The following is a 16,154-nucleotide window of genomic DNA, read 5'->3' on the forward strand; positions in this document are numbered from 1 at the left end:
CCGGTAAACTGAAATGATCAGCCAGATTATCGGCGTTCTGGCCAGGAAACCCAGCCAAACTCATGCTTTCGATCATTGATTGGCGGTTCGCAAAGCGGCTGCCCCGGCCCCCTTACTTTGGGTGACCCCGAGAGTCTGTTGAAATAAAAAATCTCCACGTTACTGTTTGGCCACCAGCTGCCGGAAAGGGAACCGGCTGCGCGCTCGAAAGGAACCAGCCAATCGGTTTCGGGGCGTCAACACTTAGAGACGTAGCTGAAGGGCGACGTCATTAGGGAGAACTCCATGCTGAAACATGTGCTGAAGGCGACGGTACTCGCCACGACCATGGTCTTGGCCGCCGGTACGTTCTACACGCCGGCTTTCGCCGAAACCGTCTACAACCGCGGAGCCGCCGCCGAAGCGGAGACGCTCGATCCGCACAAGACCTCGACGGTCTACGAAGCCGATATCATACGCGACCTGTTCCAGGGCCTCGTCATGCATGACCAGAAGACGAACCTCATTCCGGGCGCAGCCGAAAGCTGGACGGTGTCCGACGACGGCACTGTCTACACCTTCAAGCTGCGCAAGGACGGCCTCTGGTCGGATGGCAGCCCGGTGACGGCGGACGACTTCGTTTATTCGTTCCGTCGGCTGGAAGATCCGGCCACCGCTGCCGAATACGCTTCCATGCTCTATCCGGTGAAGGGTGCCGAGGAAGTCAACACCAAGAAGGGAAAGCCGGAGGATATGGGCGTCAAGGCGATTGACGCAAATACCCTCGAAGTCACCCTCAAGGCGCCAACGCCTTACTTCCTGGAGATGCTGACCCATCAGGCGACCTTTCCGGTTAACAAGGCGTCCATCGAAAAGCTTGGCGCCGACTGGATCAAGGCAGGCAAGCTGGTCTCCAACGGGGCCTTTACAGCGGCGGAGTGGATTCCCAACGACCATCTCAAGCTGGTGAAGAATCCGAAATTCTGGGACGCCGCCAGCGTCAAGTTAGACGTGGTCAACTACATCCCGACCGAGGATCGCTCGTCTGCGATGAAGCGCTTCGAGGCCGGCGAATTCGACAGTTACGGTGACCTGCCGACGGAACAGCTCGCCGATCTCAAGTCCAAATTCGGCGACCAGGTCCGTGTCGGGCCATATCTCGGCACCTACTATTATGCGATCAAGACCGACAAGGCGCCGTGGGACAATGTCGAACTGCGCAACGCCATCTCGATGGCGATCGATCGCGACTTTCTCGCCGAAAAAGTCTGGCAGAATTCGATGCTGCCCGGCTATTCGATGGTGCCTCCGGGCATCGAGGGCTACACGCCGGCACTGGCCAAATACGCTGACATGCCGCAGATCGACCGCGAGGATGAAGCCAAGAAAATCCTGGAGAAGCTCGGCTATACGCCCGAGCATCCGTTGAAGATGCAGATCCGCTACAACACCTCGGAAAACCACAAGAACACCGCTGTCGCCATCCAGGAACAGCTGAAGCCGCTTGGCGTCGAGGTCACGCTGCTCAACACCGATACCAAGACCCACTACTCCTTCCTTGAGCAGAAGGGCGACTATGATGTGGCGCGTGCCGCGTGGATCGCCGACTACAAGGATCCGGAAACCTTCCTTGGCATCACCCGCAAGGCCAGCGGCAACAACTATTCGAGCTACGTCAGCCCGAAATACGAAGAGGCCATGGACAAGGCCGCCGCCGCCGGCGGCAAGCCCGAAGAGCGCATGAAGGAACTCGCCAAGGCCGAGCGCATCCTCGTCGACGATGTCGGTAACATCCCGCTTCTCTACTACAGCTACCACGACATCGTTTCCTCGAAGCTGCACGGCTTCGACGACAATGTGATGGACATCCATCCGTCCCGCTTCATCAGCAAGGACTGATCCCTTAGCCAGGCCGCCGCGCAACTCGATGCGCGGCGGCGCTGGTTTGCCATCGCATCGGCCCGGGAACCGGATTCGATTTTCGACAATGTCGGTGCGAAGATTTGAAGGCTAGAGCGCAATCGTCCAGTTGGACGCGCGCTGCTCTGGATCAAGCGGGGCACCGATGCTGCGTTACGTATTTCGGCGGCTGCTGACCGCCATCCCGACGCTGTTCGTCATCGTGACCATAGCGTTCTTCCTGATACGCGTCGCGCCGGGCGGCCCGTTCAACCAGGAGCGGGGCCTGAGCCCCGAGATCAGGGCCAATCTCGAAGCCCAGTTCGGGCTCAACGACCCGCTCTGGCTGCAGTACCTCCATTATTTAGGCAATCTTCTGCGCGGCAATTTCGGCCCCAGCTACAACATGCCGGATTTCACCGTCGGCGAGTTGTTCAGGGAAGGCCTGCCTATCTCGATCCAACTCGGCGCTTCGGCGCTCGTTCTGGCGCTGCTTCTCGGCAGCGTGCTCGGCACTGTTGCCGCGCTCAACCAGAACAAGCTTGCCGACTATTCGGTGATCGCGTTGGCGACCGCCGGCAGCACCATTCCGACCTTCGTCATCGCTCCGGTGATCCAGCTTGTATTCGGATTGACCTGGAAGCTGCTGCCGATCGGCGGCTGGGGCGATGGAGCCGTCATCAATAAGGTCGGCCCGGTGCTGACGCTCGCTCTGCCGCAGATCGCCATCGTCGCTCGATTGATGCGCGGCTCGATGATCGAATCGCTGCACTCGCATCACATCCGCACCGCCCGCGCGCTTGGGTTGTCGAACTGGTCGGTCGTCGTCAAGCATGCGCTGCGCGGCGCCATCCTGCCGATCGTCTCCTTCACCGGTCCGGCGGCCGCAGCCCTTCTCACCGGCTCGATCATCGTCGAGACCATCTTCTCTATCCCGGGCATCGGCCGCCATTTTGTCGTTGCCGCACTCAATCGCGACTACACACTGGTGATGGGGACGGTGGTGGTCATCGCGCTCTTCACCATTGTCTTCAACCTGATCGTCGACGTCCTCTATGGTGTCGTTGATCCGAGGGTGCGCTATGACTGATGTCGCAGTTGCAGCACCGGTCGTCGGCCGATCCCTGTGGGGGGATGCGTGGGCGCGCCTCAAGGCCAACCGCGCGGCCATGTTCAGCCTCTATTATCTTGCCTTCATCGCCGTCATCAGCGTGTTTGGACCCTCTTTCGTGCCGCACCAATACACCACCATCTATGGCGACTATGTCCGCACGCCGCCGAGCTTCTCCGCCTATCCAAAGGCCGACATGATCGAAGGCGCTCTCGACGAGGCGATCAGGCGTATGCGCGTCGACATCAAGGAGTGGCGGCAGGAGGGCAGCCGTGTGTTCGTTACCGTCAGATCGTCCAAGCCGATCGACGACCGCAACATTCGCTACCTTGATCGTTCCGATACCTTCGATGACACAAAGATCGAGAGCAAATCGCCGGACGGTCTCGAAATGGTGATGAGTGCATCGATCAAGCAGCAATATTTCCTGTTCGGCACCGACAATACCGGCCGCGATCTCCTGTCGCGAACGCTGATGGCCGGGCGCATATCGCTGGCCATCGGCCTGCTTGCCGGCATTGTGGCGGTGGTGATCGGCGTGCTCTATGGCGCCACCGCCGGCTTTGCCGGCGGCAGGGTCGACGAGGTGATGATGCGTATCGTCGACGTGCTTTATTCTTTGCCGTTCATCTTCTTCGTCATCATGCTGGTGGTGTTCTTCGGCAGGAACTTCGTGCTGATGTTCCTGGCCGTCGGCGCCGTGCTGTGGCTCGACATGGCGCGCATCGTGCGCGGACAGGCGCTATCGATCCGCCGGCAGGAATATGTCCAGGCGGCGGAGGCGATGGGCGTCGGGCAGCGCGGCATTCTGCTGCGCCATGTGATCCCCAATTTGCTCGGGCCGGTGGTGATCTACATGACGCTGCTGGTGCCGCAGGTCATCATCCTGGAGAGTTTTTTGTCGTTCCTCGGGCTCGGCGTCCAGGAGCCGATGACCAGCTGGGGCGTGCTGATTTCGGTCGGCGCCCAGAATATCGGCTCGGCCAACTGGCTGCTTTTGTTCCCGGCCTTCTTTCTCGTCTCGACATTGTTCGCGCTGAATTTCGTCGGCGATGGGCTGCGCGACGCGCTCGACCCGAGGGATCGTTGAGATGGCTGCTTCCGAAACCATTCTCAGCGTCAAGGATCTTCGCGTCCGCTTCCGCACGCTCGACGGCGTGGTGGAGGCGGTGAAGGGCATCAATATCCATGTTAAATCAGGCGAGACGGTAGCCGTCGTCGGCGAATCCGGCTCCGGCAAGAGCCAGACGATGATGGCGGCGATGAGCCTGCTGGCCTCGAACGGCGAAGCCACCGGGAGCGTCGACTACCGCGGCCGCAATCTTTTGACCCTGAGCAAGCCCGAGCTCAACAAGATCCGCGGCCGCAAGATCAGCATGATCTTCCAGGAGCCGATGACTTCGCTCGACCCGCTCTATTCGATCGGTAGCCAGTTGATCGAACCGATCCGCAAGCATCGCGGGCTTGGCGCCGCCGAGGCGCGCGAAGAGGCGCTCAAGCTGCTGCGGCTGGTCCATATTCCAGATCCGGAGCGGCGGATGAAATCCTATCCGCACGAGATGTCGGGCGGTCAGCGCCAGCGCGTCATGATTGCCATGGCGCTGGCCAATGACCCCGACATATTGATCGCCGACGAGCCGACGACGGCGCTCGACGTGACCATCCAGGCGCAGATCCTCATGCTGCTCGCCGAACTGCAGCGCAAGCTCGGCATGGCGATCGTCTTCATCACCCACGATCTCGGAATCGTCAGGCGCTTTGCCGACCGGGTCTATGTGATGCGCTATGGCGAGGTCGTCGAGGAGGGCGAGGCGGAAGCAATCTTCGTCAACCCGCAGCACGCCTACACCAAGATGTTGCTTGCCGCCGAGCCGACCGGCACCAAGGCCCCGCCGCCTCCGAATGCCCCCGTCCTGCTCGAAGGCAGGAACGTCGAAGTGACCTTCAAGATCGGCGGCGGCTTTCTTGGTGGAGAACCGCTGATATTGCGCGCTGTCGATAGCATTTCGATCCGGCTGAAGCGCAACCAGACCATCGGCATCGTCGGCGAATCCGGTTCGGGAAAGTCGACGCTCGGCCGCGCCTTGCTGCGGCTCCTGCCCAGCGACGGCATCATCCGGCTTGGCGACCGCGACATCTCCCACGCCGACCGCCAGGCGATGCGGCCGCTGCGGCGCGAATTGCAGCTGGTCTTCCAGGACCCGTTCGGCTCGCTGTCGCCGCGCATGACCGTCGGCCAGATCATCACCGAAGGGCTCCTGGTCCACGAGCCCAATCTGTCGGGCAGGCAGCGCGATCTCCGCGCCGTCGATGCCTTGCTCGAAGTCGGGCTCGACCCGAACACGCGCAACCGCTATCCGCACGAATTCTCCGGTGGTCAGCGGCAGCGCATCGCCATTGCGCGCGCCATGATACTGAAGCCGAAAGTGGTGGTGCTGGACGAGCCGACCTCGGCGCTGGACCGCTCCGTGCAGAAGCAGATCGTCGAATTGCTGCGCAAGCTGCAGGCCGACCACGAACTGTCCTATCTGTTCATCAGCCACGATCTCGCGGTCGTGCGCGCCATGGCCGACTACATCATCGTCATGAAGCAGGGCAAGATCGTCGAGGAGGGGCCGTCCGAGGCGATCTTCAGCAATCCGCAGGCAACCTATACGCAGACACTGATGGCCGCGGCCATCGATGTGACGCGATTTCGCCTGAGCGCATAGCGCGATTGGTCAGAACTGCGGCGGAAGGTGGTTGTTTCGGGAACAAGAACAGCTAAGCCGCTGTTTTTTCTGGTCGGAGTGGCAGGATTTGAACCTGCGACCCCATCGTCCCGAACGATGTGCGCTACCAGGCTGCGCTACACTCCGTGACCAGACCGCGGGCTTATAGCCGCCGCATTTGGTTACTGCAAGCGCCAATGGCAGCGCTTCCGTCGCATTTCTTTCGCTTTAGCCGCTACGTCATACAGGTTTCAGTTTCCTGTCGCACAAACACGGCTTAAAGGGGCTTCTAGGTAACCGTCCACTTGCCTCGAAGCATCTGATTCAGCCGCCTGGAGTTGCAGCCTTGTCGATGAAGATCGTTAGCGATGTCAAACCAAACACTTTTGAGTTCGAAACCTCGGCGTTGATCAAGCCATCCGGGTTTCGCGAATATGATGCGCGCTGGTGGTTTGGCCATCCCGGTTCGAACGAGCCGCCGGAGCTCAATCTGATCGGCGTCCAGGCGCTCGGCATGGGGCTCGGCACGCTGATCCGCCGTCTGGGTGCCGGACCCGACATCGTCACCGGTCACGATTTCCGCTCTTATTCGCTTGCCATCAAGCTGGCGCTGGTTTCCGGGCTGATGGCCGCCGGCGCGCGGGTCAAGGATGTCGGGCTGGCCTTGTCGCCGATGGCCTATTTCGCCCAATTCGCGCTCGACACGCCGTCCGTCGCCATGGTCACCGCCTCGCATAACGAGAATGGCTGGACCGGCGTCAAGATGGGCGCGGCGCGCCCGCTGACTTTTGGTACGGAGGAGATGAGCGCGCTGAAGGCGATCGTGCTCTCAGGCGATTTCGACCTTGTCGGTGGCGGCTCCTATGACTTCGTTGCGGATTTCCGCAAAACCTACCTCGACGATCTGACAGCGGGAAAGCGTATCTCGAGGAAGCTCAAGGTGGTGGCCGCCTGCGGCAACGGCACCGCCGGGGCTTTCGCTCCCGAGGCACTGAAAAGGATCGGCTGCGAGGTGATTCCGCTCGACGTCGCGCTCGATCATACGTTTCCGAATTACAATCCCAACCCCGAAGACATGAAGATGCTGCACGCCATTCGCGACAAGGTGCTGGAAACTGGCGCCGATGTTGGGCTCGGCTTCGACGGCGACGGCGACCGCTGCGGCGTGGTCGACAATGAAGGCAACGAGATCTTCGCCGACAAGGTCGGCGTCATGCTTGCGCGCGACATCTCACACCTCTATCCCGGCTCGACTTTCGTCGTCGACGTCAAGTCGACCGGATTGTTCATGACCGACAAGGTGTTGCGGGAAAATGGCGCGGTCACCGACTATTGGAAAACCGGTCATTCCTACATCAAACGGCGCGTCGCCGAACTCGGCGCTGTCGCCGGTTTTGAGAAATCGGGCCACTTCTTCTTCAATCCGCCGATTGGCCGCGGTTATGACGATGGCCTGGTCACGGCCATTGCTATATGCCAGATGCTGGATCGCAGCCCGCAAAGCAGCATGGCCGACCTCTACCGCGATCTGCCGCTGACGTTCGGCACGCCGACCATGTCGCCACACTGCGCCGACGAGCTCAAATACGGCGTCGTCGAGCGGGTCGTAGGCGATGTTCGCAAGATGAAGGACGAGGGCGCAGTCTTCGCCGGCCAGAAGATCGCCGAGCTGATCACCGTCAACGGCGTCAGGGTCGTGGCGGAGGATGGTACTTGGGGGCTGGTGCGGGCATCATCGAACAAGCCGGAGCTTGTGGTGGTGGTCGAAAGCCCGGTATCGTCCGAGCGGCGTCGCCAGATGTTCGAAGCCGTCGACGCGGTGCTGCGCCGCAGCCCGGAAGTCGGCGCCTACAATCAGACCTTTTGAGCGGGACTTATTTTCATGACCGAACGGATCGTCAGTTTTGTGATGAGCGGCGGCATCGGCTCGCGGCTGTGGCCGCTGTCGCGCGAGGACAATCCCAAGCAGTTCCATGATTTCTCCGGCGACGGCTCGATGCTGGCCAAGACGCTACGCCGGCTGACTGCGCGGCCGGAAGGCGAAACGCCGGTTTTCCTGATTGCCTCGGAAAGGCACGCCGACCGCGTTCATGCCGACATTGCCGGCCACGAGCTTTCCGGCGGCGGCCCGCTGTTCGAGCCGACCGGACGCAACACTGCCGCGGCCGTCGCTTTGGCAAGCCTGCGCACTTTGTCCGAATTCGGCGACAGCCTGGTGCTGGTGGTGCCGTCCGACCATGAGATCGCGACCGCGCAGCAATTCTGGCGGAGCGTCGAGGCCGGCACGGCGGCGGCGCGCGAAGGCAGGCTGGTGGTGTTCGGCATCAAGCCCACCCAACCGGAGACCGGGTATGGCTACATCGAGGTGGCCGGCGAGCGCGATGGCATCTGCGATGTCTCGCGTTTCGTCGAAAAACCCGATCTCGCCACCGCGCAGAGCTATCTTGAGGCCGGCAATTTCTACTGGAACACCGGCATCTTCCTGTTTCGCGCCAGTGCCATGCGCGACGCGTTCATGGCTTTCCAGCCAGACATCTGGAGCGCCACAGAGGCTGCCTACCAGGCTGCGACATCGGATCTTTCCGGCCTCTACATGCCTCTGGAGCTCTATGCCGCCATCCCTTCGACATCGATCGACTATGCGATCATGGAGCGCGCCAGCGGCATCGCCATGGTGCCGGCCGGCTTTCGCTGGAACGATCTCGGTTCCTGGCAATCGCTGCTCGATGTCGGGCCGTCCGACAAGCAGGGCAACGTCATTGTCGGCGACGTCGTCGCCATCGATTGCGAGAACTCCTATATCCGCAGCGACGGCCGCCTGCTGTCGGCCATTGGCCTGAAGGACGTCGCCATCGTCTCGACCGCCGACGCCACTTTCGTCGCGCCGGTCAGCCACAGCCAGAACGTCAAGAAGATCGTCGAGCAGCTCGAAAAGAGCGGCCGCCTGGAGACCAGGTTCACGCCCGCCGACGATCGCGTCATCGAAAGCGGCGCCTGGCAACGCCGCGTGCACCATTGGCTGTTCGAGGAGACGGTGCCGCTGTGGTCGACGATCGGCGTCGATGAGCGCCATGGCGGGTTCCATGAGGCGCTCGGTTTCGACGCCACCCCGCTGATGAAACCCAAGCGCATGCGCACGCAGGCCAGGCAGATCTATGCCTTCGCCGTCGCCAAGGCGCGCGGCTGGAACGGCCCGGCCGATCGGCTGATTAGCCACGGCCTCGAATTCATGGCCAGGAACGGCCGCACCGATAATGGCGGCTGGGTGCGCACGCTCAACGTCGACGGCACCGTCGCCGATGCCGCCGAGGATGCCTATGACCATTCCTGCGTGCTTCTGGCGCTGGCGCATGCCCATATGTGCGGCAATCCGGATGCATTGCGGCTTGGCGAGGAGACCTTTGCGTTCATCGACGCGCATCTCGAGGACGAACGCCTGACCGGCTTCCGCGAGACCTCGAGCGGCGAGGGCGAACGCCGCTCCAACCCGCACATGCATCTGCTCGAGGCGTTTTTGGCCTGGCATCAGGCGACCGGCGAGCGCGCCTATCTTCGCCGCGCCGCGCGCATCGTCGATCTGTTCCGCAGCCATTTCTTCGACCCGGAAAGCTGGACGCTGGGTGAGTATTTCGACAATGAATGGCGGCCAGCCCCTGGCGAGAAAGGCACGTGGACCGAACCGGGCCATCATTTCGAATGGGCCTCGCTGCTGGTCGACTTCGCGGGCCGCAGCGGCCAAAGCGGCTTGACCGGCCTCGCCAGGAAACTCTACGCGTCGGCGATTGCCAATGGCCTGAACCGCGCCACAGGCCTCGCCTACGGCGCCGTCTCGCGGCAAGGGCTGCCGCTCGACCGCGTCTCGCGCAGTTGGCCGCAGGCCGAAGCAATCAAGGCAGCGATCGCGCTGGACGGCTCGGGCGGTCCCGACCTGAAGCCGGAAATCGAGGCGCGTGTCGGCCGGCTGTTCCGCTGGCACATCAATCCGGCACCGCTCGGCCTGTGGATCGACCGCATCGACGAGCGTGGCCGCTCGCTGGCAAGCGAGGTGCCGGCCAGCATCTTCTACCATCTGGTCTGTGCGCTGACGCAGTATCTGGACGGTACGGCCCGCAAGGATCAGTACGGGCTGGCGACATCACCGGTCTCGACGTAGACCGACTTTAGCTGCGAATAGAGTGCCAATGCCGCGAGCGAATTCTCGCGGCCGATGCCGGACTGCTTGAAGCCGCCGAACGGGATTTCGACCGGCGTCAGATTGTAGGCGTTGATCCAGCAGGTGCCGGCCTGCAATTCGGCGATGACACGGTGGGCGCGCGCCAGGTCGCGCGTGAACACGCCTGCAGCGAGGCCGAATTCGGTGTCGTTGGCGCGCTCGATCACCTCGTCCTCGCTGTCGAACTTCAGCACGCTCATGACAGGCCCGAAAATCTCCTCGCGGGCGATGCGCATCGTGTCGGTGACACCGGTGAACACCGTCGGCTCGACGAAGAAGCCGCCCTGAAAACCCTGCAGCGAAGGCACATTGCCGCCGCAGGCGAGCACCGCACCATCCTGCTTGCCGGCCTCGATGTATGAGACGACCTTGTCGTGCTGCGCCTTCGAGACCAGCGGCCCCATCTGCGTGTCCTGGTCGAGCGGGTCGCCGATGCGGATTTTCTTGGTCCGCTCGGTCAGCCTTTCGACGAAACGGTCATGGATGCTGCGCTGCACGAAGACCCGTGTGCCGTTGGAGCAGATCTGACCGGTCGAATAGAAATTGCCGAGCATCGCGCCGCCGATGGCGTTTTCGAGGTTGGCGTCTTCGAAGACGATCAGCGGCGACTTGCCGCCGAGCTCCATCGTCGCGTGCTTCATCTTCGAGCCGGCGAGCGACAGCACCTTGCGGCCGGTCGGCACTGAGCCGGTCACCGAGACTTTGGCGACGACCTCATGGCCGACAAGGCCGGCGCCGACTTCGCCAAAACCTTGCACGACATTGAACAGCCCGTCGGGCAGCCCGGCCTCGGTGTAGATTTCGGCGAGCGCCAGCGCTGAAAGCGGCGTGTTTTCCGACGGTTTGAACACCATCGCATTGCCCATGGCGAGGGCGGGTGCGGATTTCCAGCCGGCGATCTGGATCGGGTAGTTCCACGCGCCGATGCCGACGCAGACGCCGAGCGCCTCGCGCCTGGTATAGGCAAAGGGACCGCCGAGATCGACGGCCTCGCCATTAAAGGCGGCGACCGCGCCGCCGAAATATTCGAGGCAATCCGCCGCCGAAGGGGCGTCCGCAACCAGCGTCTCCTGGATCGGCTTGCCGGTGTCGAGCGTCTCGATACGCGCCAAATCGGCATTGCGGGCGCGCAAAATGTCGGCGGCACGGCGCAGTATGCGGCCGCGCTCGACCGGCTTCAGCCGTGCCCAGGCCGGCTGTGCCGCACGCGCGGCTTCGATCGCGAGTTCAAGCACGTTCGGCGTCGCCGAGCGCAGCATGGCAATGGTCTCGCCGGTCGCCGGATAGATGACCGGCAGCGGCGCGCCGCGCTCGTCGTCGATATAGCGGCCGTTGACATAATGCGATGCCGTTGGCTGGGCGCGCATGACTGTTCTCCAATCGTCTTTCGCGGCAGGCGGAATGTGCGTCCGCCGGATCATGGCCTATCTGTCCGACGCCTGCCAGCGCGGATTGATCCATGGTTCCTGGTTGGACGGCGCCAGCGGCGAGCGCCCGAGAACGTGGTCGGCGGCCTTCTCGCCAGTCATGATCGACGGCGCGTTGAGATTGCCATTGGTGACGCGCGGGAAGATCGAGGAATCGGCGACCCGCAGCCCTTCGACGCCGATGACGCGGCATTCCGGATCGACGACGCTCATCGCATCGTCGGCACGGCCCATCTTGCAGGTGCCGCAAGGGTGATAGGCGCTTTCGGCGTGGTCGCGGATGAAGGCGTCGAGCTCGTCGTCCGATTGTACGTGCGAACCCGGCGACAGTTCCTTGCCGCGGTAAGGATCGAAGGCCGCTTGCCCGAAGATCTCACGGGTCAGCCGGATGCAGTGGCGGAACTCCGTCCAGTCGTCCGGATGCGACATGTAGTTGAAGCGGATCACCGGCTTCGATTTGGGATCGGGCGAGCGCAGCGTGACCGAACCGCGCGACTTCGACCGCATCGGCCCGACATGCGCCTGGAAGCCATGCGCCTTCGCCGCCGCCTTGCCGTCATAGCGGACTGCTGCCGGTATGAAGTGATACTGGATATCGGGATAATCGACGCCGGCGCGCGAGCGCACAAAGGCGGCCGCCTCGAAATGATTGGTGGCGCCGAGGCCGGACTTGAAGAACAGCCACTGCGCGCCGATCAATGCCTTCGAGAACGGGTTCAAGATGGAGTTCAGCGTGATCGGCTTTGTCGATTCCTGCTGGATGTAGAGTTCCATGTGGTCCTGCAGATTGCGGCCGACGCCGGGCCGGTCGACAATCACCGGAATGCCGTTCTCTTTGAGGTGCTGGCCGGGGCCGATGCCGGACAGCATCAGGATCTTGGGCGAGTTGATCGAGGACGCGGCAACGATCACCTCACGCCGCGCTCTGATCACCTGAATCCGCTTGCGCGCTTCGATCTCGACTCCGGTGGCGCGTTGATTCTCGATGATTACCCGTCGGGCGAACCCCTTGACCAAGCTGACATTTTTCCGCCTGAGTGCCGGCCTGAGATAGGCGCTCGCCGCCGACCAGCGGCGACCGCCACGAATGGTCTGCTCCATCGGCCCAAAACCTTCCTGCTTCGCGCCATTGTAATCATCGGTTAGCTCGAAACCGGCCTGACGGCCTGCCTCGACAAAGGCGCCGTAGAGTGGATTGGTCCGCGAGCCGCGCTGCACAGTCAGCGGGCCGCCATGGCCGCGCCAGCCATTCTCGCCGCCATTGCTGTCCTCCATTCGCTTGAAGTACGGGAGCACGTCTGCGAAGCCCCAGCCGGCCGCGCCCTGTTCGGCCCAATGGTCGAAGTCGCGGGCATGGCCGCGCACATAGACCATGCCGTTGATCGAGGATGAGCCGCCGATGACCTTGCCGCGAGGCGTTGCCAGCACGCGGCCGCCGAGATGCGGCTCCGGCTCGCTGGCAAAGCCCCAGTCGTAGAGGCTCATGTTGAGCGGGATCGACAGCGCCGACGGCATCTGGATCAGCGGCCCGATATCGCTGCCGCCATATTCGATGACGATCACCGAATGCTTGCCGTCCTCCGACAGCCGGTAGGCCATGGCCGAGCCGGCCGAGCCGGAGCCGATGATGACGAAATCCGCTTCAAGCATGGTTCATGCGCGCCCATGGTTCATATGCGCAATGAAATCGGCCAGCGAGACGTTGCCGCCGGTTGCCACTACGAGAACGGTCTTGCCGGTCACGTCGACCTTGCCGCCGAGCAACGCCGCGAGTGAAGCAGCGCCCGAAGGCTCGAGCACCAGCTTCAGCCGCTCGAAGGCGATCCGCATAGCGCGCCGCACCGAAGCATCGTCGACGGTGACGCCGCGAACGCCGGCGGTCTTCACCGCTGCGAACGGCGCGTCGCCAGGCCGCCGCGACATCAGCCCGTCGCAGATCGATTTCGGCCCGATCGGCATGGTTTCGATGGCGCCATGTGCCAGCGACGAGCCCATGCCGTCAAAACCTTCCGGCTCGACGCCGATGATCTTCGTGGCTGGCGACAGGTAGTGGAAGGCCAGCGAAACACCGCCGATCAGGCCGCCGCCGCCGACCGAGCAGAACAAGAGATCGGCCTCGGTTTGCCTGGCGGCGAGCTGGTCGAGTGCCTCCAGCCCGGCACCGGCCTGGCCGGCGACGATCTCCGGATCGTCGAACGGGTGCAGCAGCGCCAGGCCTTCGCTCGCGGCGATCTCGCGCGCCCTGGCGGCAGCGACTTCCTCACGCGCGCGCTCGCCATGGTCGGTCAGCACGACGTGCGCGCCGTAGCCCGATGTGGCGTCGCGCTTGGCGGCCGGCGCGTCGATCGGCATGACGATGGTGACAGGAATGCCGAGCGCCTGGCCCGCCGCCGCCAGCCCTTGCGCGAAATTGCCGGAGGAATAGGCGACGACGCCCTTTTTGGCTTCGTCAGGCGACAGCCGCTTCAGCCGCCAGTAGGCGCCGCGCACCTTGAACGATCCTGCCCATTGCAGCGACTCGGCCTTGACGAAGAAGCGGGCGGCGCCGGTCTCGCGGGCGAGTGCCGCCGATTCCAGCAGCGGCGTGATCTGCGTCGCCTTGGAGGTGGCGGCATAGGCCTGCCTGAGATGGTCGAGCGAGGGGACGAGACTGTCTGCCATCATTTGCCTCGCGGAAAGCGCTTCTGCTCTTCGAGCAGGTCGAGGTTCATGTGATTGCGCATGTAGCGCTCCGATGCTTTCTGCAGCGGCTGGAATTCCCAAGGGTAGTGGGTGCCGTTGCGCAGCGCCGGGTAGACCACCCAGCGGCGTGCCTGGCTGGCACGCACCGCGGCATCGAACGCCGCCATGTCCCAGCGCTCCCGCACCTTGCCGGTGAAAGCCGCGACCAAAGCCGCATTGGCCGGATCGGCGGCGAGGTTGGTCAATTCCAGCGGATCCGATTCAAGATCAAACAGTTGCGGCGGATCGATCTCGCAATGGATGAATTTGTAGCGGCCCTCGCGCATCGCCACCATCGGCGCGTTCGAGCCTTCGGCTGCATATTCCATCAGCACCGGCGCGGAGCGTTTCCTTCCGTTCAGCAGCGGCAGTAGCGACTGGCCGTCGGTCCACGGCGCAATCGCGCTGATGTCGATGCCGGCGAGATCGCAAAGCGTCGGCGTCACGTCGAGGTTGGAGACCGGCGTGTCGATCAGCCCGGTGCGTATGCTCTTGCCGGCGATCATCAGCGGCACCCGCGCCGAACCTTCGAAGAAGCACATCTTGAACCACAGGCCGCGCTCGCCGAGCATGTCGCCGTGGTCCGAGCAGAACAGGATGACCGTGTCGTCGAGCATGTGCGTGCGCTCGAGCACCGACAGCAACTCGCCGAGCTTGTCGTCGAGATAGGAGATATTGGCGAAATAGCCGCGCCGCGCGCGGCGGATCTGCTCCGCGGTGATGTCAAAACTATCATAGTCGCTGGCGCGGTAGAGCCGCTGCGAATGCGGGTCCTGCCTGTCGTAGGGAATGAAGCCGATCTCGGGCTCGAGCGCCGGGCAATCCTCGTAGAGGTCCCAGTAGCGCCGCCGTGCGACGTAGGGATCGTGCGGATGGGTGAAGGAAACCGTCAAGCACCAGGGCCGATGTGCGACGTCGTCGGAGACGCGGGCAAGATCGTAGAGCTTCTGCACCGCATGGAAGGCGACCTCGTCGTCATATTCCAGCTGGTTGGTGATTTCGGCAGTTCCGGCACCGCTCACTGAGCCCAGATTGTGATACCACCAGTCGATCCGCTCGCCGGGCTTGCGATAGTCCGGCGTCCAGCCGAAATCGGCCGGATAGATGTCGGTAGTCAGCCGTTCCTCGAAGCCGTGCAACTGGTCCGGCCCGACGAAATGCATCTTGCCGGAGAGGCAGGTGTGATAGCCGGCGGCGCGCAGATGATGGGCAAAGGTCGGGATCGACGAGGTGAATTCGGCGGCGTTGTCATAGACCCCGGTGCGTGACGGCAATTGGCCGCTCATGAATGCGGCGCGGCCCGGCGCGCAGAGCGGCGAGGCCGTGTAGTTGTTGCAAAAACGCGCCGAACGCGCGGCGAGCGCCTTCAGATGCGGCGCGTGCAGGAAGTCTGCCGGCCCGTCTGGAAACAGCGTTCCGTTGAGCTGATCGACCATAACGATCAGGATGTTGGGTCGCTTGGATGTCACTGCTTCTGCCGTCCGCTAAGCTTCATTTCGAGATAGTCCTCAACCAGTGCGATCGCGGTCGCGGCATCGGGCACGCCGTCCTTCAGCGCGCGCCTGATATAGAGCCCGTCGATCAGCGCCGCCGTCGCTTCGGCAACCCGGTCGGCCTCGCTTCTCGGCAGGATGCCGGTCAGCCCGCTGAGCAGATTGGAATGCAGCCGCCGTGCATAGACCTTGAGCAGCCGGCGAAGTGCTGCCGATTTCTGCGCCTCGACATAGAAGGCGAGCCAGGCGGCGATCGTTTCCGGCTGGAACTGGACGTCGGAGAAATTGACCGCGACCACTGCCGAGACGCGTTGGCGCGCCGTGCCGGCCGTGCGAAGCGCGCGCCGCGTATCGGCGGTGAGCCCGCTCAGGATGTGCCGCATCGTCGCCAACAGCAATTCGTCCTTGGCGCCGAAATAATGGTGGGCAAGCGCCGAGGACACGCCGGCGCGCCCGGCGATTTCCGACATCGTGACATCAAGCGAACCGCGCTCGCCGATCGCCGAGATCGTTGCGTCGATGAGCGCCTTGCGGCGCAACGGCTCCATTCCGAGTTTCGGCATTCTTGCTCCGGCCTGTTGGGTAAGTTTATTTTTTATT

11 protein-coding genes and 1 tRNA gene are annotated in these 16,154 nt (G+C 63.0%); 6 read left to right on the top strand and 6 right to left on the bottom strand.

The genetic code is table 11. From position 1 onward, the window contains the following. Nucleotides 1–285 precede the first annotated feature (285 nt). From NKH29_RS17860 to NKH29_RS17875, 4 genes are all read left to right on the top strand, one after another. Nucleotides 286–1,878 carry a peptide ABC transporter substrate-binding protein gene (locus NKH29_RS17860; protein ID WP_023718441.1) on the top strand — a complete coding sequence of 531 codons (1,593 nt, stop codon included), beginning with the start codon at nucleotides 286–288 and terminating at the stop codon, nucleotides 1,876–1,878. A gap of 166 nt (nucleotides 1,879–2,044) precedes the next feature. Next, entirely contained in the window at nucleotides 2,045–2,968 is a 924-nt protein-coding gene (locus tag NKH29_RS17865) for an ABC transporter permease subunit (protein ID WP_023718440.1), read from the top strand. Next, nucleotides 2,961–4,079: an ABC transporter permease gene (locus NKH29_RS17870; protein ID WP_353000214.1), complete on the top strand. Its 1,119-nt coding sequence runs from the start codon at nucleotides 2,961–2,963 to the stop codon at nucleotides 4,077–4,079. The genes NKH29_RS17865 and NKH29_RS17870 overlap by 8 nt, the downstream gene beginning before the upstream one ends. A gap of 1 nt (nucleotide 4,080) precedes the next feature. Then, on the top strand, nucleotides 4,081–5,700 hold the full coding sequence (locus NKH29_RS17875; RefSeq protein ID WP_023718438.1) for an ABC transporter ATP-binding protein: 1,620 nt from the start codon (nucleotides 4,081–4,083) through the stop codon (nucleotides 5,698–5,700). A 70-nt stretch (nucleotides 5,701–5,770) separates the two neighbouring features. Here NKH29_RS17875 and NKH29_RS17880 read toward each other — a convergent pair. Next, a tRNA-Pro gene (locus NKH29_RS17880) sits at nucleotides 5,771–5,847 on the bottom strand. A 205-nt stretch (nucleotides 5,848–6,052) separates the two neighbouring features. Between NKH29_RS17880 and NKH29_RS17885 the strand changes: the two genes are divergently transcribed. Together NKH29_RS17885 and NKH29_RS17890 are read left to right on the top strand one after the other, a co-directional pair. Beyond that, the gene (locus NKH29_RS17885) at nucleotides 6,053–7,567 is read left to right on the top strand and encodes a phosphomannomutase/phosphoglucomutase (RefSeq protein WP_502895881.1); all 1,515 of its coding nucleotides are present in this window, start codon (nucleotides 6,053–6,055) and stop codon (nucleotides 7,565–7,567) included. A 15-nt stretch (nucleotides 7,568–7,582) separates the two neighbouring features. Continuing rightward, entirely contained in the window at nucleotides 7,583–9,853 is a 2,271-nt protein-coding gene (locus NKH29_RS17890) for an AGE family epimerase/isomerase (RefSeq protein ID WP_023718436.1), read from the top strand. Here NKH29_RS17890 and betB read toward each other — a convergent pair. Genes betB through betI form a run of 5 tightly spaced genes read right to left on the bottom strand, consistent with a single transcriptional unit; the run spans nucleotide 9,817 to nucleotide 16,117 of the window. Beyond that, nucleotides 9,817–11,280: a betaine-aldehyde dehydrogenase gene (gene betB, locus NKH29_RS17895; protein WP_353000216.1), complete on the bottom strand. Its 1,464-nt coding sequence runs from the start codon at nucleotides 11,278–11,280 to the stop codon at nucleotides 9,817–9,819. The two genes, NKH29_RS17890 and betB, sit on opposite strands and share 37 nt — an antisense overlap. A gap of 57 nt (nucleotides 11,281–11,337) precedes the next feature. Further along, nucleotides 11,338–12,990, bottom strand: a complete 1,653-nt coding sequence (betA, locus tag NKH29_RS17900) for a choline dehydrogenase (protein WP_023718434.1) — start codon at nucleotides 12,988–12,990, stop codon at nucleotides 11,338–11,340. A gap of 3 nt (nucleotides 12,991–12,993) precedes the next feature. Beyond that, nucleotides 12,994–14,001 (bottom strand): threonine/serine dehydratase family protein, encoded by a 1,008-nt coding sequence (locus NKH29_RS17905; RefSeq protein WP_023718433.1) that lies wholly within the window; start codon nucleotides 13,999–14,001, stop codon nucleotides 12,994–12,996. Then, a complete protein-coding gene (gene betC, locus NKH29_RS17910) occupies nucleotides 14,001–15,530 on the bottom strand; it encodes a choline-sulfatase (RefSeq protein WP_023718432.1) in 1,530 nt (509 codons plus the stop codon). Before betC ends, NKH29_RS17905 begins: the two co-directional genes overlap by 1 nt. Next, nucleotides 15,527–16,117, bottom strand: coding sequence for a choline-binding transcriptional repressor BetI (gene betI, locus NKH29_RS17915; RefSeq protein ID WP_023718431.1), 591 nt, complete (start codon nucleotides 16,115–16,117; stop codon nucleotides 15,527–15,529). The genes betC and betI overlap by 4 nt, the downstream gene beginning before the upstream one ends. Nucleotides 16,118–16,154 lie beyond the last annotated feature (37 nt).

This window comes from Mesorhizobium sp. M1295 (genome assembly GCF_040318135.1).
Lineage (GTDB): Bacteria > Pseudomonadota > Alphaproteobacteria > Rhizobiales > Rhizobiaceae > Mesorhizobium.

Bases quoted from the DNA above. Each gene is read 5' to 3' on its own strand.
- NKH29_RS17865 (WP_023718440.1), top strand. From the start codon at position 2,045: ATGCTGCGTTACGTATTTCGGCGGCTGCTGACCGCCATCCCGACGCTG.
- NKH29_RS17890 (WP_023718436.1), top strand. From the start codon at position 7,583: ATGACCGAACGGATCGTCAGTTTTGTGATGAGCGGCGGCATCGGCTCG.
- NKH29_RS17905 (WP_023718433.1), bottom strand. From the start codon at position 14,001: ATGGCAGACAGTCTCGTCCCCTCGCTCGACCATCTCAGGCAGGCCTAT.
- betI (WP_023718431.1), bottom strand. From the start codon at position 16,117: ATGCCGAAACTCGGAATGGAGCCGTTGCGCCGCAAGGCGCTCATCGAC.
- betA (WP_023718434.1), bottom strand. From the start codon at position 12,990: ATGCTTGAAGCGGATTTCGTCATCATCGGCTCCGGCTCGGCCGGCTCG.
- NKH29_RS17870 (WP_353000214.1), top strand. From the start codon at position 2,961: ATGACTGATGTCGCAGTTGCAGCACCGGTCGTCGGCCGATCCCTGTGG.
- NKH29_RS17885 (WP_502895881.1), top strand. From the start codon at position 6,053: ATGAAGATCGTTAGCGATGTCAAACCAAACACTTTTGAGTTCGAAACC.
- NKH29_RS17860 (WP_023718441.1), top strand. From the start codon at position 286: ATGCTGAAACATGTGCTGAAGGCGACGGTACTCGCCACGACCATGGTC.
- betB (WP_353000216.1), bottom strand. From the start codon at position 11,280: ATGCGCGCCCAGCCAACGGCATCGCATTATGTCAACGGCCGCTATATC.
- NKH29_RS17875 (WP_023718438.1), top strand. From the start codon at position 4,081: ATGGCTGCTTCCGAAACCATTCTCAGCGTCAAGGATCTTCGCGTCCGC.